General features: G+C 68.6%; 12 protein-coding genes. 6 read left to right on the top strand and 6 right to left on the bottom strand.

Annotation, left to right across the window (positions count from 1 at the left end):
* Positions 1–17: 17 nt before the first annotated feature.
* The gene (locus DTA15_RS30745; RefSeq protein WP_006487023.1) at positions 18–3,464 is read right to left on the bottom strand and encodes a molybdopterin-dependent oxidoreductase; all 3,447 of its coding nucleotides are present in this window, start codon (positions 3,462–3,464) and stop codon (positions 18–20) included.
* 183 nt (positions 3,465–3,647) lie between these two features.
* On the opposite strand from DTA15_RS30745, the gene DTA15_RS30740 reads away from it, so the two are divergent.
* From DTA15_RS30740 to nagE, 6 genes are all read left to right on the top strand, one after another.
* Entirely contained in the window at positions 3,648–4,559 is a 912-nt protein-coding gene (locus tag DTA15_RS30740; protein ID WP_006487039.1) for a LysR family transcriptional regulator, read from the top strand.
* Positions 4,560–4,860: 301 nt separating this feature from the next.
* Positions 4,861–5,595: a GntR family transcriptional regulator gene (locus DTA15_RS30735; protein ID WP_006487014.1), complete on the top strand. Its 735-nt coding sequence runs from the start codon at positions 4,861–4,863 to the stop codon at positions 5,593–5,595.
* A gap of 86 nt (positions 5,596–5,681) precedes the next feature.
* Positions 5,682–6,785 (top strand): N-acetylglucosamine-6-phosphate deacetylase, encoded by a 1,104-nt coding sequence (gene nagA / locus DTA15_RS30730; protein WP_012492393.1) that lies wholly within the window; start codon positions 5,682–5,684, stop codon positions 6,783–6,785.
* The gene (locus tag DTA15_RS30725; protein WP_006499033.1) at positions 6,778–7,809 is read left to right on the top strand and encodes an SIS domain-containing protein; all 1,032 of its coding nucleotides are present in this window, start codon (positions 6,778–6,780) and stop codon (positions 7,807–7,809) included. Before nagA ends, DTA15_RS30725 begins: the two co-directional genes overlap by 8 nt.
* A 15-nt stretch (positions 7,810–7,824) precedes the next feature.
* A complete protein-coding gene (gene ptsP / locus DTA15_RS30720) occupies positions 7,825–10,407 on the top strand; it encodes a phosphoenolpyruvate--protein phosphotransferase (protein WP_012492394.1) in 2,583 nt (860 codons plus the stop codon).
* 86 nt (positions 10,408–10,493) lie between these two features.
* The gene (gene nagE / locus DTA15_RS30715; RefSeq protein ID WP_012492395.1) at positions 10,494–12,260 is read left to right on the top strand and encodes an N-acetylglucosamine-specific PTS transporter subunit IIBC; all 1,767 of its coding nucleotides are present in this window, start codon (positions 10,494–10,496) and stop codon (positions 12,258–12,260) included.
* Between the two features lie 180 nt (positions 12,261–12,440).
* On the opposite strand, the gene DTA15_RS30710 is transcribed toward nagE, so the two are convergent.
* From DTA15_RS30710 to cydP, 5 genes are all read right to left on the bottom strand, one after another.
* Complete coding sequence (locus tag DTA15_RS30710; RefSeq protein ID WP_012492396.1) at positions 12,441–14,927, bottom strand: beta-N-acetylhexosaminidase; 2,487 nt, start codon at positions 14,925–14,927, stop codon at positions 12,441–12,443.
* A gap of 570 nt (positions 14,928–15,497) precedes the next feature.
* On the bottom strand, positions 15,498–15,620 hold the full coding sequence (gene cydX, locus DTA15_RS30700) for a cytochrome bd-I oxidase subunit CydX (RefSeq protein WP_006483737.1): 123 nt from the start codon (positions 15,618–15,620) through the stop codon (positions 15,498–15,500).
* A gap of 62 nt (positions 15,621–15,682) precedes the next feature.
* Positions 15,683–16,819 (bottom strand): cytochrome d ubiquinol oxidase subunit II, encoded by a 1,137-nt coding sequence (gene cydB / locus DTA15_RS30695; RefSeq protein ID WP_006483746.1) that lies wholly within the window; start codon positions 16,817–16,819, stop codon positions 15,683–15,685.
* A 31-nt stretch (positions 16,820–16,850) separates the two neighbouring features.
* On the bottom strand, positions 16,851–18,431 hold the full coding sequence (locus DTA15_RS30690; RefSeq protein ID WP_006483728.1) for a cytochrome ubiquinol oxidase subunit I: 1,581 nt from the start codon (positions 18,429–18,431) through the stop codon (positions 16,851–16,853).
* A complete protein-coding gene (cydP, locus tag DTA15_RS30685) occupies positions 18,421–18,693 on the bottom strand; it encodes a cytochrome oxidase putative small subunit CydP (RefSeq protein WP_369718778.1) in 273 nt (90 codons plus the stop codon). The genes DTA15_RS30690 and cydP overlap by 11 nt, the downstream gene beginning before the upstream one ends.
* Between the last annotated feature and the right edge of the window lie 29 nt (positions 18,694–18,722).

The following is an 18,722-nucleotide window of genomic DNA, read 5'->3' as shown; positions in this document are numbered from 1 at the left end:
CTTTCCTCGAATGGGGTTTATGCGTCGATGCTGATGTCGGTTGCCGGAATGGCCTGGCAGGCGAGGCACAGGTCGGCTTCGTCCGGCCCCTGTCCGCTCGGATGCGAGACTTCGCCCGAGACGACCTTGACCGCGCAGCTCTCGCACTGTCCGACCCGGCAACCGCTCGGCAACGCGATGCCGAGGCTTTCCGCGAACGACAGCAGGCTGCCGTCGCCGGGTGTCCAGGTGGCCGTGCGGCGCGACCGCGTGAACTGCACCGCGTATCGCTTCGACGGGTCGAGCGTCGGCCGGGACGGTGACCGGAACGCTTCCTTGAAGATGTCGAAGGGCGGGACGCCGCGCGCGATCAGGCCCGCCGTGATCGCCTCCATCATCGGTTCGGGGCCGCACAGATAAAACCGCGCACGCCGCCGGATCAGGTCGTCGGCGACCACGTCGGCCGACAGGTAGCCGTGCAGCTGAAAGTCGCGCCCCGGTATCTCGTCGCCCGGCTGGTTGTAGCAATTGACGACGTCGAGCGTCGGCAGGCGCTGCTTCAACGTCTCGATGCGGTCGCGGAACGCGTGCGTCCTGCTGTTCAGGTTCGCATAGAAGAGCCGCGATTCCGGTGCGCGGTCCGCCAGATCACGAATCGATTCGAGGTACGAAATGAACGGCGTGATGCCGATGCCGCCCGCGAACATCACGACGGGTTGGCGCGATGCCGGCGGCACGACGAACGTGCCGCCGGGCGCACCGAGCAACACCGGGTCGCCGACCTTGAGCACGCCGTGAATGTAGGACGACATCGCACCTTCGAACGCGGCGCCGTCGCGCGTCTGACCCTTCTGGTGCCGCACCGAGATCGCGTAACTGCGGCGATCGTCCTCGTGCGCGGCGCCCGTCAGCGAATAGGCGCGTGTCGTCCCGCCGTCGCCGAGCGACGGGATATGCAGCGTCACGTGCTGACCGGGCAAATAGTCCGGCAGCGCGCCGCCGTCCGCGGCCCGAAACGTGACGGTGCGCACGCCGCTCGCTTCTTCGCGGATCGCGGACACGACGAAATCGCGCAGCCCTTTCCATGCGCGGCGCGCCGGATCGACCGACGGATCGCGCCGGATGCGGCAGCGCACGGAGCGCAGCGGCGACGAGCCGCTGACCGGATCGAGTCGTGTCGCCGACACGAGCTGGTTGAAATTGCTGTTGTCGCGGCCGCCCGCGGCGAGCGCATCGAGGCCGACCTCGTCGCACGCCTGCCACCAGCCGTACTCGGCCACGATCACGTTGCGCGCCAGTTCCGGGACGACGCGCGCCTTGAAGCGCGCCGAGCCGTTGGTCGTTTCGATCACGCACCAGTCGCCGTCGACGATGCCGTGCTCCGCCGCGAGTGCGTCGTTGAGTTCCGCCATCGGGTACGGCGCGCGGCGACGCAGGCTCGGCAGGCCGCGATGCTGGCTGTGGCAGTAGTACCCGTTCTTCATCGACGTCAACGTGCACGGAAAGCGGCGGCGGTTGTCCGCGCGCGCATCGTCGCCATGCTGCGGCGGCACGTACTGCGGGACCGGCGGATAGCCGTGACGATGCAACCTCTCGGAATACAGTTCGACGCGCAGCGTCTCCGTGTTGAAACCGCGAACGCCGTCGGGCGTCGCCGCCGCGTATTGCCGCTCGCGTTGCGGCAACGGCCGGTAGAGGCCTTCCGGATGCGCGCGCAGCGACGCGACGTCCAGCCCGAGCGGTTCGAGCACGTGATTCCAGCCGGCCTCGATGCTGCCGCCGAAGAATGCGTCCTGCATGCCGAGCCGCACGGCCAGGTCGAAGACGATGTCGTAGTCGGCGCGGCTCTCGCCTCGCGGCGGCACCATGCGCTGTCGCAACTGAACCAGTTCGACCGCGCGCTCGTCGATCTCGAAGCCGAGCCGCAGCCCTTCGCGTTCCCACGGCGTGTTCACCGGGAGCAGGATGTCCGCATAGCGTGACGACGGCGTCTCGAAGAGATCGCAGTGGACATGAAAGTCGAGCGCGCAGAGCGCCTCGTGCGCGAGGCCGCCATCCGCCTGCGACATCACCATGTTCGTGCCGAACGCGAACAGCGCGCGCACGCGGTAGGGTTCGCCGTCGAGGATCGCGCGATAGACGTCGCGTGCCGTGACCCAGCCTTGCGCGGGCGGGCCGAGCGGCCGCTCCGCGAGGCCGAGCGCTTTCGCGCGTTGCTGCGGGCTCAGCATCGCGTAGCTGCTGACCGCGTTGGCCGGCTGCTTCGTCCATTCGCGGTTCGAGCCGCGCGTGTCGAACGCCCCCGTCAACGCATACAACGTCGCGATGGCGCGCTCGGTCTGCGTGGCATTGGTGTGCATGCCGACGCCCGACCATGCGTGATAGGCGATCGCCTGGTGCGGGCGCAGCATGGCGGCGGCCTTCACGATGTCGGCTGCGGCGACGCCGGTGAGCGCGGCCGCCTGTTCCGGCGTATAGGCGTCGAGCGCCTTCGCATAGAGGTCGAAGGCCGGCGTGCAGTCCACCTCCACGCAGCGGCCGGCCGCATCGCGGATCGCCACGCGACGCACGCCGGTCGTCAACAGGTCGGCGGACCGCGTCGCGGATTCCTCGCCGGCGCATTCCAGCCGCTCGAGCGTCGCGTTCCAGACCACGTAGCGGTTGCCGGACGCCTCGCCGTCGAGATCCCGCTCGCGCAGGAACCGCCCGGTGTCGGCCCGCACGAGCAACGGGCCGTTGGTCCATTCGCGCACGAATGCGTCGTCGACGTTGCCGGTCGCGATCATCTGCCGCGCGATCGCCATCGCGAGCGCGCCGTCGGTGCCGGGCTGCACGCGCAGCCACAGATCGGCCTCCCGCGCGAGCGCGGTCGGCCGCGGATCGACGACGATCAGCCTGGCGCCGTTGCGGCGGCTTTTCGCGATCGCGTCGGCCTGCGCGAGCCAGGTGTTGGCGGGGTTGTTGCCCCACAGCACGATGAGCTCGGCATGCCGGTAATCCGCGACGGGAATGCCGCAGCCGAACGTGAACGCATGCGCGCTGTCCTTGTGCCAGTTGCAAATCTCGGTCGCGTAGCAAATATTCGGGCTCCCGAACAACCAGACGAATCGCTCGACCCAGTCGATGCTGTCGCTCATCGGCGTGCCGCTGGGCGTGGTCACGCCGAACGCGACCGATTCGGCGCCGTTTTCCCGCTTGAAATACGCGAGACGCCCGGCGATCTCGGCCAGCGCTTCGTCCCAGCCGATGCGTTGCCAGCCGGGGTCGGCGGCACCCTTCGGACGCGTGCGCCGCATCGGGTACAGCACGCGGTTCGGGCTATGCACGAGTTCCGGCGCCGCTTTCCCCTTCATGCACATCGCGTGGCCGGTCGGGTGCGTATCGTCGGGCCGGACCTTGATCATCATGTCGCCACGCACGACGTTGATCGTGCCGCATCGCGACCGGCACAACGTGCAATAGCCCTTCTTTTCCTGCGTCTCCATCGCCTGGCACCGTCCGCTTCATGTTTGCGACTATGCTAGGAAGCCGCGGCGGCCATGACAAATTCATCCTTTCGATGGTCCGGTATATATTGAATCAATATCGCGTCCATCGATCTGCGGTACTGTTCGGGCCTTCGAGGCAGTGCTGATTCGGAGCTGCCCGGCCTTCCCGGACCTTTTCCCGTGAACACGCACATCACCCTGCGCCAGATCGAATACTTCGTGTCGGTTGCCGACACGGGGCAGATTTCGAAGTCGGCCAATCTCTGTTCGGTGTCGCAATCGTCGATGACGATCGCGTTGAAGAACCTCGAGGAGGCGGTCGGCGTCACGCTGCTGCTGCGTCATCCGAAAGGCGTGCGCCTGACCCCGGCCGGCGAGCGGTTCCTGCGTCACGTGCAGCACGCGACGACGTCGATCGATCGCGCGGTCGCGGCCGCGCAGGAGGAGCCGGAGCAGATCTCCGGACATGTCCGGATCGGGATGACCGAAACCATCTCGGCGTATCTGATGCCGGCGCTGATGTCCGCCATTTCCCGGCGCTTCGGCAACCTCGGCGTGAGCATCGTCGAAAGCGAACGCGAAGCGATCGAGACGATGCTGGTCGACGATCGCCTCGATATCGCGCTGCTGCTGGTGTCGAATACCGCGGAAGTCGCCGACCTCAAATACGAGACGATTCTGCGCTCGCCGCGCCGGCTGTGGACCCATCCGGCGCATCCACTGCAGGACGCCCATCGCGTGACCCTCGAGGACGTCGCGCGCGAGAACTATCTGCTGCTCGACATGGACGAGCACCTGCGCACCGTCGGCAAGTACTGGGGCAGCTACGGCATCGCGCCGAACGTCTGGATGCAGAGCAAGTCGATCGAAGCGGTGAGAAGCCTCGTCGCGCTCGGGCACGGGGTGACGATCCTCTCGGATCTCGTCTATCGGCCGTGGTCGCTGGAAGGCAACCGGATCAGCCGTCGCAATCTCAGCGTGACGGTGCCGACGATGGACGTCGGCGCGGTGTGGCGGCGGGGCGGCGCGACGTCGACGCCGTGCCGCGCGCTGCTGGAGCTGTTCCGGTCGTGGAGAAAGACGGCCGGGTAGGGCATCGGCCCGCCGCGTGATGCATACCAGTCGCCCCAAGTGGTTCTATCCTGGTCTGCTCCTGCCCTCCAAAAACGCGGTAAATCCGCCCATCGAACTGTCCCCCTGCATACCACTTCGGGTAAATCCCTATCCCGCACTGCGTTGTAAACAAAGGCTTTGCCAGTACTAAAACGCTTGCCGCGCAAGGCTTTCGGCGATTTCCGCGGCGCTAATACCAGTTCGTTGACTGGTATTATGGTGGTTATATAATGCGTTCACTTTCGACGGTCGGAGATCGTCGTCCGACACGCGGAGGCACATGGAAACCGGCTGGGCCGAACTGGCGCCCGATCCCCTCGACGATACGCCGCTCTATCTGCAGCTCGCCCGCAATCTGGCGAGCGCGATCCACGCGGGCGCGTGGCAGGCCGGCGAGGCGCTGCCGTCGGAGCGGCTGCTGTCGGTGTCGGTCGGCGTGTCGCGGATCACCGCGCGTCGCGCCCTCGCGCTGCTGGTCGAGCAGGGCCTGATCAAGCGGGCGCGCGGCGCGGGCAGCTTCATCACGCCGCGCGTTGCCGATCCGCTGTCGCGCCTCGTCGGCTTCACCGCGAAGATGCGCCAGCGCGGCTTCGTGCCCGATTCGGTGTGGCTGTCGCGCACGCTGCGCACCGCGAGCCGCGACGAGCTCACGCATCTCGGCCTCGCGCCCGGCGCGACGGTGGCGCGGCTCGAACGGCTGCGCCGCGCGGACGGCATCGTGATGGCGGTCGAGCATTCGACGCTGCCCGCGGCGGTGGTGCCCGATCCGCAGGTGCTCGGTGCATCGCTGTACGAATACCTGGAGGCGCGCGGCATGACCGTCGTGCGCGCGCTGCAGCACTTTCGCGCGGCGAACGCGACGCACGCGATCGCGAAATGGATGGCGGTGAAGCCGGGCTCGGCGCTGCTGGTGATCACGCGGATCGGCTACGGTGTCGACCAGCGCGCGATCGAAATGAGCGAAACGTATTGCCGCGACGACTATTACGACTTCGTCGCCGAACTGAAACGCTGACGCGCGAGACTGCCCGCGCAGCACATGCAACGGATTTGCAAATCACGACGCGGATGCCCGCGTCACCAGATCATCAAGAGAACGTCATGCTGACTGGAAACATCCTCACCCCCGACGGCTGGATTCACGGTTCGCTCGATAGCGAGAACGGCCGCATCACCACGCTCGACGGCGCGCCCGTCGATCCCGCGAAGAACGACGCGCCGTACATCCTGCCCGGCTTCATCGACCTGCACGTGCATGGCGGCGGCGGCGCCGACGTGATGGAAGGCGGCGACGCGATCGAAACGATCGTCCGCACGCATGCGCAATTCGGCACGACGAGCCTGCTCGCGACGACGATGACCGCGCCGCGCGACGAACTGATGGAAGTCGTCGCGAATCTCGGCACCGCCGCGCGGGCCCGCACGCCGGGCGGCGCCCGCGTGCTCGGCGTGCATCTCGAAGGGCCGTACATCAACCCCGGCAAGCTCGGCGCGCAGCCCGACGCGGCCGTGTCGGCCGTGCTCGACGAGGTGCTGAAGTACCTGTCGATCGCGCCGATCCGCGTCGTCACGCTCGCGCCGGAAATCGCGGGCCACATCGAGATCATCGGCGAGATGGCCGCGCGCGGCGTGCGCGTGCAGCTCGGCCACTCGCTCGCGACCTACGACGACGCGGTCGCCGCGCTCAAGCACGGCGCATGCGGTTTCACGCACCTGTTCAACGCGATGTCGCCGCTGCATCACCGCAACCCGGGCCTCGTCGGCGCGGCGCTCGCGCATGCCGAATACGCGGAAATCATCCCCGATCTGCTGCACGTCCACCCGGGCGCGATTCGTGCTGCGCTGCGCGCGATTCCGCGCCTGTACGTCGTGACCGACAGCACGTCCGCCACCGGCATGCCCGACGGCGAATACCGGCTTGGCAGCCAGCACGTGACGAAGTGCCTCGGCGGCGTGCGGCTCGCCGACGGCACGCTCGCCGGCAGCACGCTGACGATGGACCAGGCGCTGCGCAACCTCGTGTCGCTCGGCCTGCCGATCGCCGACGTGTCGAACCGGATGTCGCGCTACGCGGCCGACTACCTCGGCGTGACCGATCGCGGCCGCCTCGAGCGCGGCGCATGGGCCGACCTCGCGGTGTTCGATCGCGACCTGAACCTCACCGCGACCTACGTCGAAGGAGAATCGATTGTCGAATATGCTTAAGGAAGCGCGCGAGTCCGCCCAGGTCGTCGCCGCGCAGATCGCCGACACCGCGCGCGTCGAAGCGCTCGCCGGCCAATTGCTCGATCACCCGCCGGCCGTCGCGCTGACGGTCGCGCGCGGCAGCTCGGATCACGCCGCCAGCTATTTCGCGAGCCTGACGATGAGCCGCCTCGGCGTGCCGGTCGCGTCGCTGCCGATGTCGGTCGCGACGCTGCAGCAGGCGCCGCTGAAGGTGCAGGACCAGCTCGCGATCGCGTTCTCCCAGTCGGGCAAGAGCCCCGATCTCGTCAATACGATGGCCGCGCTGCGCGAAGCCGGCGCGCGCACCGTCGCCGCCGTGAACGTGCTGCCGTCGCCGCTCGCCGATGCGTGCGAGCACCAGTTGCCGCTGCTGGCCGGCCCCGAACTGTCGGTCGCCGCGACCAAGAGCTATATCGCGATGCTGTCGCTGTCCGCGCAGATCGTCGCGTACTGGCAGCGCGACGCCGCGCTGATGACCGCGTTGCGCGGGCTGCCCGACGTGCTCGCGCAGGCCGGCCGGCTCGACTGGTCGCAAGCCGTCGCGGCGCTCGCGGGCGTCGAGCGGATGATCGTCATCGGCCGTGGTCTGGGCCTCGCGATCGCGCAGGAAGCCGCGCTGAAGTTGAAGGAAACGTCCGGCATCCAGGCCGAGGCATTCTCGAGCGCCGAAGTCCGTCACGGCCCGATGGAGCTGATCGACCGCGACTATCCGCTGCTCGTGTTCGCGCCGCCGGGGCCCGAACAGGCCGGCCTGCTGCAGCTCGCCGCGGACATGCGCGCCCGCGGCGCCGCCGTGCTGCTCGCGGCGCCGGCCGGCACGCCCGGCGTATCGACGCCCGGCGTATCGGGCACCGTGCTGCCGCTCGCGCAGTCCGCCCATTCGGCGCTCGACCCGATCGCCGCCATTCTTTCGTTCTACGTGATGGCGGCGGATCTCGCCGTCGCGCGCGGGCGCAATCCCGACACGCCGCGCCACCTGAACAAAGTCACCGAAACGCACTGATAGCCGAGAAAGCCGATGAGACGCGCCGAGGAATCCCAGTTGAAGAGCCCCACCCACGATCAGATCGTTCTGCTCAGCCCATTGACGGGGCCGATCGTCGCGCTGGCCGACGTGCCCGATCCGGTGTTCTCCGGCGGGATGTTCGGCGACGGCATCGGCATCGACCCGCTCGCGGGCCGGCTCGTCGCGCCGTGCGCGGGCGTCGTGTCGCATCTCGCGCGCACGGGCCATGCGGTCACGATCACGACACCGCAAGGCGCGGAAGTGCTGCTGCACATCGGCATCGACACCGTCGAGCTGAACGGGCAGGGCTTCACCGCGCACGTCGAAGCCGGCGCGCGTGTCGAGGCAGGCGCGCTGTTGATCGAGTTCGACCAGGACGCGGTGGCGCGCCACGCGCATTCGCTCGTGTCGGTGATCGCGATCGCGAATTCCGACGCGTTCGAGGTGGTCGAGCGCGCGAGCGGTTTCGCGACCGCCGGCGAGACGCCGTTGCTCGCGCTGCGCGGCAAGGGCGAAGCCGCCGCGCAGGCGGCGCAGGCCGGTGCTGCCGCGCAGAACGAAGTGCGCCGCGAGATCGTGCTCGCGCAGCCGGGCGGGCTGCATGCGCGGCCGGCCGCACGGGCGCGTGAAGCCGTGCGCGGGTTCGATGCGACCGTCGACGTGCTGTTCGACGGCCGCAAGGCGTCGATCGCGAGCGTCGTCGGCCTGCTCGGCCTCGGCGCTGGCGAAGGCGCGACGGTCGAACTGGTCGGGCGCGGCGCGCACGCGCAGCAGGCCGTCGATGCGGTCGAGCGCGAGCTGCTGCGCGAGGCGCACGGCGAAGTGGAAGAAAAGCCGGCGCGGCTGAAGTCGCCCGCGCCGCAAGCCATCGCGCACGCACCCGGCGCGACGCTCGACCCGAACACGCTCGCCGGCGTATGCGCGGCGCCCGGCATCGCGGTCGGCACGCTGGTGCGTCTCGACGATGCGGACATCGTGCCGCCCGAGCAGGCGTCCGGCACGCCGGCCGCGGAAAGCCGCCGCCTCGACCAGGCGCTGAAGGCGGTCGACGCCGAACTCGGCGAAACGGTGCGCAACGCCTCGGCGCGCGGCGCGGTGGGCGAGGCGGGCATCTTCGCGGTGCATCGCGTGCTGCTGGAGGACCCGACGCTGGTCGACGCGGCGCGCGACCTGATCAGTCTCGGCAAGGGCGCGGGCTTCGCGTGGCGCGCGACGATCCGCACGCAGATCGACACGCTGTCGAAGCTCGACGACGCGCTGCTCGCCGAACGCGCGGCCGACCTGCGCGACATCGAGAAGCGCGTGCTGCGCGCGCTCGGCCATACGAACGGCGCCGCGCGCGCGCTGCCCGACGAGGCCGTGCTCGCGGCCGAGGAATTCACGCCGTCCGACCTGGCGTCGCTCGATCGCGAACGTGTGACCGCGCTCGTGATGGCGCGCGGCGGCGCGACGTCGCACGCGGCGATCATCGCGCGGCAGCTCGGCATCCCGGCGCTGGTGGCGGTCGGCGATGCACTGTACGCGATTCCGGACGGCACGCAGGTCGTCGTCGATGCGAGCGCGGGCCGGCTCGAACATGCCCCGACCGCGCTCGACGTCGAGCGCGCGCGGCACGAGCGCCAGCGCCTGGACGGCGTGCGCGAGGCGAACCGGCAACAGGCCGGCGAGGCGGCCGCGACGGTCGACGGTCGCGCGATCGAGGTCGCCGCGAACATCGCGACGCTCGACGACGCGAGTACCGCGGTCGACAACGGCGCGGACGCGGTCGGCCTGCTGCGCACCGAACTGATGTTCATCCATCGCCAGGCCGCGCCGACGGTGGTCGAGCATCAGCAGAGCTACCAGTCGATCGTCGACGCGCTGCAGGGCCGCACGGCGATCATCCGCACGCTCGACGTCGGCGCGGACAAGGAAGTCGACTACCTGACGCTGCCGCCCGAACCGAACCCGGCGCTCGGCCTGCGCGGCATCCGTCTCGCGCAGGTGCGCCCCGATCTGCTCGACGATCAGTTGCAGGGCCTGCTCGCGGTGAAGCCGTTTGGCGCGGTGCGCATCCTGCTGCCGATGGTGACCGACGCAGGCGAGCTCGTGCGGCTGCGCAAGCGCATCGACGAATTCGCGCGCGCGCAGGGCCGCACCGAGCCGATCGAGGTCGGCGTGATGATCGAGGTGCCGTCGGCCGCGCTGCTGGCCGACCAGCTCGCGCAGCACGCGGATTTCCTGTCGATCGGCACCAACGACCTGACCCAGTACACGCTCGCGATGGACCGCTGCCAGGCCGACCTGGCCGCGCAGTCCGACGGCCTGCATCCGGCCGTGCTGCGCCTGATCGACATCGCGGTGCGCGGCGCCGCGAAGCACGGCAAGTGGGTCGGCGTATGCGGCGCGCTCGGCGGCGATCCGCTCGCGGTGCCGGTCCTGGTGGGCCTCGGCGTGACCGAACTGTCGGTCGATCCGGTGTCGGTGCCGGGCATCAAGGCGCGTGTGCGCCGTCTCGATTACCAGTTGTGCCGTCAGCGCGCGCAGGATCTGCTCGCGCTCGACTCGGCACAGGCGGTAAGGGCAGCAAGCCGCGAGGTCTGGCCGCTCGACTGAGCGTCGACGGCAGGTTCGCGACCGGTTTCACGACGAAGGCATTCGCTCAACGACGATTAATGACGAGACAAGGATTGGAGGACTGAATGAACGGGAATCCGTTTCTGAAAATACAGGGCCTGGGCCGGGCACTGATGCTGCCGATCGCGGTATTGCCGGTCGCCGGCATCCTGCTGCGACTCGGCCAGCCGGACGTGTTCAACATCAAGATGATCGCCGACGCCGGCGGCGCGATCTTCGACAACCTGCCGCTCTTGTTCGCGATCGGCGTGGCGGTCGGCTTCGCGAAGGACAACAACGGCGTGGCGGCGCTCGCGGGCGCGATCGGTTACCTGATCGAAACCGCGATCATGAAGGACATCGATCCCAAGCTGAACATGGGCGTGCTGTCCGGGATCATCGCGGGGGTCGTCGCGGGCCTGCTGTACAACCGCTACAAGGACATCAAGCTGCCGGACTACCTCGCGTTCTTCGGCGGCAAGCGGTTCGTGCCGATCATCACCGGGCTGGTCTGCGTGATACTGGGCATCGCGTTCGGGTACGTGTGGCAGCCGATCCAGCATGCGATCGACGCGGCCGGCCAGTGGCTGACGACGGCGGGCGCGATCGGTGCGTTCGTGTTCGGCTTCCTGAACCGTCTGCTGCTCGTCACCGGCCTGCACCACATCATCAACTCGCTCGCGTGGTTCGTGTTCGGCAACTTCACGCCGCCCGCCGGCGGCGAGATCGTGCACGGCGACCTGCACCGCTTCTTCGCGGGCGACCCGACCGCGGGCACCTTCATGGCCGGCTTCTTCCCGATCATGATGTTCGGCCTGCCGGCGGCGTGTCTCGCGATGCTGCACGAGGCGCCGAAGGAGCGCCGCGCGATGGTCGGCGGCCTGCTGTTCTCGATGGCGCTGACGTCGTTCCTGACCGGCGTGACCGAGCCGATCGAGTTCAGCTTCATGTTCCTCGCGCCGGTGCTGTACGTGATCCACGCGGTGCTGACGGGCTTGTCGCTCGCGATCTGCCAGATTCTCGGCGTGAAGCTCGGCTTCACGTTCTCCGCCGGCGCGATCGACTACGTGCTGAACTACGGGCTGTCGACGAAGGGCTGGATCGCGATTCCGCTCGGCATCGCGTACGGCGCCGCGTACTACGGGCTGTTCCGCTTCTTCATCCGCAAGTTCAACATGGCCACGCCGGGCCGCGAGCCGGCGTCGACCGATGCGGCCACGGAATCGTACGCATCGGGCGGGTTCGTCGCACCGGCCGCGGGCGCGGCTGCAACGGCTGCCGCACCGCGCGCGCAACGCTACATCGCCGCGCTCGGCGGCGCGGCCAACCTGTCGGTCGTCGACGCGTGCACGACGCGCCTGCGCCTGACCGTCGTCGATCCGGAGCAGGTATCGGAGCCGCAACTGAAGTCGATCGGCGCGCGCGGCGTGCTCAAGCGCGGCGGCAACAGCGTGCAGGTGATCATCGGGCCCGAGGCCGACATCATTGCCGACGAGATGCGTGCCGCGATCGGCGGCGGCGCGACCGGTGCGGCCGCGCCGGCGACGGCCGCCGCGCAGCCGGTCACGGGCGCGGCCGCCGGCCCGCTCGATCCGGAACCGACCCGCTGGCTCGCGGTGTTCGGCGGTGCGACCAACGTCGCGTCGCTCGATGCGGTGGCCACCACGCGCCTGCGCGTGGTCGTGCGCGATCCGTCGGCGGTCGATCGCGAGCGTCTCGGCACGCTCGACGTCGCGTGGGTGTCGCTCGACACGTTCCACATCGTCTGCGGCAACGCGGCCGCGCGCTATGCCGAACAACTCGGCGCGCGCCTGCCGCCGTCGGGCGGCGGGGCGGCAGCCCAACCGGCGTGATGCGGTGAAGCCGGCCCGGCCTCCGCGCGGCGGATGCGGGTCGGCGGTCAAGAGAGGCCAAAAGAAAACGGCTTGCGACGACGATGTCGCAAGCCGTTTTTGCTTTGGAGACGGCGGTGCGCGATACGCGATGCGTTGCGCCGCATCGCTTGTCGCTCGACTGCCTGGCCGGTCAGCCGATCACGGATTCGTCAGCGTGAAGGTCGGCTTCCGGTAGCCGACGCCGGCGCGGTCGAGCTTCGGCAATTCGCGTTGCGTGAGCAGCGTCGCGAAGCCGGCCCAGTCGCGCTGCAGCGTGGCGATGTCGACGTGATGCGTGTCGCCGCGCTTGAAGCGCACGCCGGCCGCATACGGCAGCTCCCAGTCGGCCCGGTGCCACGCGCGCTCGGCGAGCGCGAGCAGTCGCGGATAGGTCATGTATTCGAGAAAGGTGTCGTTGCGCATCACCTCGCCCCACGCCTGGCCCTGCATGCCATCGATGCGCGGCGCGGGGCCCGTGCCCGTCACCTCGAACGGGTTGCCGTCGCGGTCGCCCATCACTTCGGCGTTCTGCGGCAGGTTCTCCGGCGCGAGCGAGAACACCTTGTACTCGTCGGTCGCGTGCGAGCCCCAGTAGTAGCCGCGCTCGCGCGGATTGAGCGTGTACGGGAAGTCGAAGTACAGGTAGTCGGGCAGCGCGAGCACCGTCTGGTAGCCCTTGCCGCTCAGGTCGCGCGCGCTGTCCGACGCGCCCCAGAAGATCGTGTCCCACAGCGACACCATCACGTGGCGCGTGCTGAAATCCTGTGGCCCGTTCGCATGCTTGATGCCGTCCTGCCACGCGGCCATCGTGCCGATCCCGTTCGCGTTGACCGCCGCGCTCACCTGTTTCGCGAAACGCGTCGGCAGCTCGTCGATCGACTTGATCTCGCCGCGCTGGAGCAGCGCCGTGCAAGCGGGCGAACGCGCCCACGGCTTGTCCTGCGCGGCCAGATCGATGCGCCCCTTGTTCGGGTCGGTGCCGTTCAGCGGCTGGAAGCCGCCGCCGAGGAAGATGTTCTTCGCTTCGTCGCCGCCGTAGTGCCACGTCTGCAGCGGCGCCTGCGCGTCCGCGTGCATCGCCGCGATCTCGCGGATCACCTTCGACGCGAAGTTGAGCGCGCCCGGCACGCACGGGTTCAGGTCGCTGCGCCGGTCGTAGAACTGCACCGTCGTCAGGTTCGTCGTGTCCTGCGGGTCGAGCAGCCGGTATGCGTTCGCTTCCTGCTCGCGACCCGCCGCATGCAGCCGCCGGTAGCGCGCCTCCATCGTCACGACGGCCGCCCGCGCATGCGCGGGCATGTCGATCTCGGGAATGATCTGAACGAAGCGCGCGGCCGCGTAGCGCACGAGCGCCACGTAGTCGTCGCGCGTCAGGTAGCCGCCGCCCGAGCGATTGTCCGGCCCGGAGCCGAGCTGCGGCAGCAGGCAGCGCGTCTCGCTCGGGTCGTGGCAGCGGCGTCCCCCGATCTCGGTCAGCTCGGGCAGGCCGGGAATCTCGATGCGCCAGCCTTCGTCGTCGGACAGATGCAGGTGCAGGCGGTTGAGCTTGTACGCGCTCATCTGGTCGATCAGGCGGCGCAGCGTCGCCGGCTGCTTGAAGTTGCGCGCGAGGTCGACGTGCATCCCGCGATGCGTGAAGCGCGGCGCATCCTCGACGAGCATCGCCGGGATCGGGCCGCCGCCGGCCGGCGCGAGCGAGTAGAGCGTCTGCACGCCGTAGTAGAGGCCCGCGCGATCGTAGCCTTCGATCAGCACGCCGCGCGGCCCGATCGCGAGCCGGTAGCCACCCGGTGTCGCGAGGTCGGCCGGCAGCCGGCGCGGCGCGACGAAGCCGCGTACCGGCACGCCTGCGCCGTCGAGTCCGAGGGTCGTCGCGCGCTCGCGCAGCGCCGCGACCTGCGCGTCCGGCAGGTCCGGCAGCGCGAGTTCGACGCCGCGCAGCTCGAGCGTGCCGGGCAGCGGCAGCTCGCGCTTCACGCTCGGCAGCGCGCGACCGGGATCGGGCCGCGCGGCCACGGGCGGCGCGTTGCCGGTCGAGTTGTTCTGCGCGTCGGCCGGCAGCGATTCGACGTAGCGCAGCTCGTTGTCGGTGTCGTCGTAGCGCAGCACGGCCGGCGGCGCGCCGTCGACGACGACGTACGGACGCGGAATCACGTCGCTGTAACGCAGCAGCCAGTATTCGGCGACGAACGGCAGCTCGATGCGCTCGCCGGGCGCGAGCCGCACCGAGCCCGGCTGCGGCGTCAGCTCGTACAGGTCGCCGGTGAGCCGCCGCAGCGCGAAGCCCGGCCGGTCGATCCGCAGCAGGCGGCGGATGCTGTGCAGGTAGAGCTTCCAGCCGCCGTCGGCGATCGCCGCATGGCCTCGGTTCTGCAGGATCAGGCGGCCGGTCGCGCAGGCGGCGCCGTCGGCGCCGAGATCGGCGCACGGTACGCCGGCCGCGGCCGCGTGGTTGTTGTCGACGGCCACGCGCAACGCGAGGCCGTTCGACAGCAGCATCGCGAGGCTGGCCGCCTGGGCGGCGGCCGCTTGCGCGGTGCCGGCGTTCGCGCCAGCGGCGGCCGACGCCGGCGCCGCGGAGATCACCGCCGGCGACAGCACCGCGATCAGCAGGCCGGCAATGAGGGAGGGCAAGGTACGCTTCAATTCGAACTCCTGAGAAAAAGGGGGCGTAGCGGCGCCGTGACGCGACGTCGCTGCGATCGGGTCTTTCAGTGGAGCTGCGGGAGATACCAGCACGCGGAGCGATGCGGCTGCGCCGCGCGCACTCGGCACGCGGGCGCGTGCGTTACGGAACGGGAGGCGGGCATGCGTGCCGGTCGGCGCGGCGCGGCGGCGTGCGCGGAATCATCGGCGGCTCGCGGCGTTCGCTGCAGCGGCGAGACGGCCGCAATCGACGGCGCACGGTTGGCCGCGCACGAGCGCGACGACGGCACGCGCCGTGGCACGCGGACATCGACACGGCGCGCACGCGCACGCCACACACGGGATTCGCATGTCTCCCCCACCCAGAAGGAATCGGCCTGTCAGCGGCCGTGTCCAACGATCTTATGAAACCTTTTATTGGTATTCAAGTGGTATCAATCTGGCGCTAAATTGGCATCGCCGTGCGACGTCCCGCCGGCGCGGCCGTGACGAAAAAAAACCTCGCGCGAAGCGAGGTTCTTTCCGTTGTCGGACGGCGGCCGCGCGTATCGCGCGCGGTGCGTCACTGCGTCAGTCGCGGCGCGCACGCACCGGCGCTTCCTGCGGCTTCTGCCGCGCTTCGAGCCACATCGCGTTGACGATGCCGAACGACAGCGCGACGCCGATACCGAGAATCCAGCTGAAATACCACATGATCCGACTCCTTGCGAAACGGTGGGCGAGGGCGCCTGCGCGCCCCGGCCCGGTTCAGTGCGTCAATACATCGAGTGCTTGTTCTCTTCGAGCGTCTGGTGCGTGACCTTGCCGCGCATCACGCGATACACCCAGCTCGTGTAGAGCAGGATGATCGGCAGGAACACGATCACCGCGAACAGCATTACCTGCAGCGTCATGTGGCTCGACGTCGAATCCCACACGGTCAGGCTGCTGCGCGGGTCGAGCGACGACGGCATGATGAACGGGAACATCGAGAAGCCGGCGGTCAGGATCACGCCGACGATCATCAGGCCCGTGCAGAAGAACGCCGTCTTCTCCTGCTTCGAGCCGGCGAGCAGCAGCGCGAGCACGCCGCCCGCGATCCCGACGACGGGCGCCGCGATCATCCACGGATACTCGCCGTAGTTCGCGAGCCAGAGGCCCGAACCGGCGGCGACGTCCTTGAGCAGCGGGTTCGCGACGGTGTCGGTCGGCGCGGCGTGGGTGATGTGGAAGCCGCCGATATACGAAGCGACGAGCACGCCGGCCAGCACGAACAGCACGACCGCGAGGAACGACGCGACGCGCAGCGCGATCGACGCACGGCGCGCGATCACGCCGTCGGTCTTCATCTTGATGAACGCGGCGCCGTGCGCGACGAGCATCGTGAGGCTGACGAGCCCGCACAGCAGCGCGAACGGGTTCAGCAGCGCCCAGAAGCCGCCGTAGTAGGTCACGCGCAGGTCGCTGTCGAACTTGAACGGCACGCCCTGCAGCAGGTTGCCGAACGCGACGCCGAACACCAGCGCCGGCACGAAGCCGCCGACGAACAGGCCCCAGTCCCAGCCCGCGCGCCAGCGCGGGTCGGGCCGCTTGCTGCGGTAGTCGAAGCCCACCGGCCGGAAGAACAGCGCGAACAGCACGAGCAGCATCGCGAAGTAGAAGCCGGAGAACGACGCGGCGTAGACGAGCGGCCACGCGGCGAACATCGCACCGCCGGCCGTGATCAGCCACACCTGGTTGCCTTCCCACGTCGCGCCGACCGTGTTGACGATGATGCGGCGCTCCTCGTCGGTCTTGCCGAGGAACGGCAGCAGCGCGGTCGCGCCCATGTCGAAGCCGTCGGTGACGGCGAAGCCGATCAGCAGCACGCCGACGAGCAGCCACCAGATCAGCTTGAGAGTTGCATAGTCCATAGCGATTCCTTGTTCGGTTGCGAGGGCGTGCTCAGACCGCGGCCCGCTCGCCGGCGGCGGCGAGTTCGTGGTGATAGCGGCCGGTATGCAGCGACGACGGGCCGAGGCGCGCGTACTTGAACATCAGCTTGATCTCGATGATGAACAGTACCGTGTAGAACGCGATGAAACCGGCGAGGCTCAGGTACAGGTCCGTCGACGTCAGGCTGGACGCGGACAGATGCGTCGGCAGGATGCCCGCGATCGTCCACGGCTGGCGGCCGAGCTCGGCGACGACCCAGCCGAATTCCGCGGCGAGCCACGGCAGCGGGATCGCCCACACCGCATAGCGCAGGAACCAGCGGCGGTTGTCCTGCAGCAACTGCCGGCGCGCGCAGAACCAGAACGCGGCGACGAAGGTCGCGAGGAACAGGAAGCCGAGGAACACCATGATCCGGAACGAGAAGAATACGGGCGCGACCGGCGGGATCGTCTTCTTCGCGGCGGCCTTGATCTGCTCGGGCGTCGCATCGACCACGTTCGGCGTGAACTGCTTGAGCATCAGTCCGTAGCCGAGATACTGCTTGTGCTGGTCGAACAGCGCGCGGGTCGCGTCGCTCGTGTCGCCTTCCTTGATCTTCTGCAAGGCGCCGTACGCGACCATCCCGCTCTGGATGTGTTCCTCGCTGTGCTTCGCGAGCTCGCGCAGGCCGATCACCGGCTCGTCGATCGAGCGCGTCGCGATCAGGCCGAGCGCGTACGGGATCTTGATCGCGTAGTCGGTGCGTTCTTCCTTCTGGTTCGGGATGCCGATCAGCGTGAACGATGCCGGCGCCGGCTGGGTTTCCCATTCCGATTCGATCGCGGCGAGCTTCATCTTCTGCACTTCGCCGGTCGTGTAGCCCGATTCGTCGCCGAGCACGATCACGCACAGCGTGGCCGCGAGGCCGAAGCCGGCCGCGACCGCGAACGAGCGCAGCGCGAAGTCGACGTCGCGCTTTTTCAGCAGGTACCACGACGAAATGCCGAGCACGAACATCGCGGCCGTCACGTAACCGGCCGACACGGTGTGCACGAACTTCACCTGCGCGACCGGGTTGAACAGCACGTCGAACAGGCTCGTCAGCTCCATACGCATCGTCTGGTAGTTGAACTCGGCGCCGACCGGGTTGTTCATCCAGCCGTTCGCGACGAGGATCCACAGCGCGGACAGGTTCGAGCCCAGCGCGACGAGGAACGTGACGACCAGGTGCTTGACCTTCGACAGGCGGTTCCAGCCGAAGAAGAACAGGCCGACGAACGTGGATTCGAGGAAGAACGCCATCAGGCCTTCGACCGCGAGCGGCACGCCGAAGATGTCGCCGACGTAGTGCGAGTAGTACGACCAGTTCGTGCCGAACTGGAATTCGAGCGTGATGCCGGTCGTCACGCCCATCGCGAAGTTGATCCCGAACAGCTTGCCCCAGAACTGGGTCATGTCCTTGTAGACCTGTTTGCCGGTCATCACGTAGACGGCTTCCATGATGACGAGCAGCCAGGACAGGCCGAGCGTCAGCGGCACGAACAGGAAGTGGTAGAGCGCCGTGATGCCGAACTGCAGACGTGACAGATCGACGACTTCGCTACTTATCATGGTGGTCTCCCTCGGTAGATGCAGGCGCCGGCACCGAGAGCAGCTTCTCGGCCACGGCGGCAGGCGGCAACGACATGTGCTCGGCCTGCGGATGATTGAAGAATGCGTATTTGAGCGACATCAGGAGGATCAGCTTGACGATCAGCACCAGCGCGATGTCGCGGGCGAGGGTGGGGCCGCGTGCCCACGCGGCGATGCGCGCGCGCCAGCCGATCGTGCCGGCCGGCCGCGAAGGCTCTTTATTGATCGAGATCAAGGCGATTATCCTGAATCGATTGAGATCGGATTGGG

Origin of the sequence: Burkholderia cenocepacia (genome assembly GCF_900446215.1) — a bacterium.
Classification (GTDB): Bacteria; Pseudomonadota; Gammaproteobacteria; order Burkholderiales; family Burkholderiaceae; genus Burkholderia; species Burkholderia cenocepacia.
Note: the sequence above shows the minus strand (reverse complement) of the source record. Positions and strands in the feature narration are given on the sequence as shown.

Coding starts and splice junctions, on each gene's coding strand:
- DTA15_RS30745 (WP_006487023.1), bottom strand. CDS start 3,464: ATGGAGACGCAGGAAAAGAAGGGCTATTGCACGTTGTGCCGGTCGCGA.
- DTA15_RS30735 (WP_006487014.1), top strand. CDS start 4,861: ATGGAAACCGGCTGGGCCGAACTGGCGCCCGATCCCCTCGACGATACG.
- nagA (WP_012492393.1), top strand. CDS start 5,682: ATGCTGACTGGAAACATCCTCACCCCCGACGGCTGGATTCACGGTTCG.
- DTA15_RS30725 (WP_006499033.1), top strand. CDS start 6,778: ATGCTTAAGGAAGCGCGCGAGTCCGCCCAGGTCGTCGCCGCGCAGATC.
- ptsP (WP_012492394.1), top strand. CDS start 7,825: ATGAGACGCGCCGAGGAATCCCAGTTGAAGAGCCCCACCCACGATCAG.
- nagE (WP_012492395.1), top strand. CDS start 10,494: ATGAACGGGAATCCGTTTCTGAAAATACAGGGCCTGGGCCGGGCACTG.
- cydX (WP_006483737.1), bottom strand. CDS start 15,620: ATGTGGTATTTCAGCTGGATTCTCGGTATCGGCGTCGCGCTGTCGTTC.
- cydB (WP_006483746.1), bottom strand. CDS start 16,819: ATGGACTATGCAACTCTCAAGCTGATCTGGTGGCTGCTCGTCGGCGTG.
- DTA15_RS30690 (WP_006483728.1), bottom strand. CDS start 18,431: ATGATAAGTAGCGAAGTCGTCGATCTGTCACGTCTGCAGTTCGGCATC.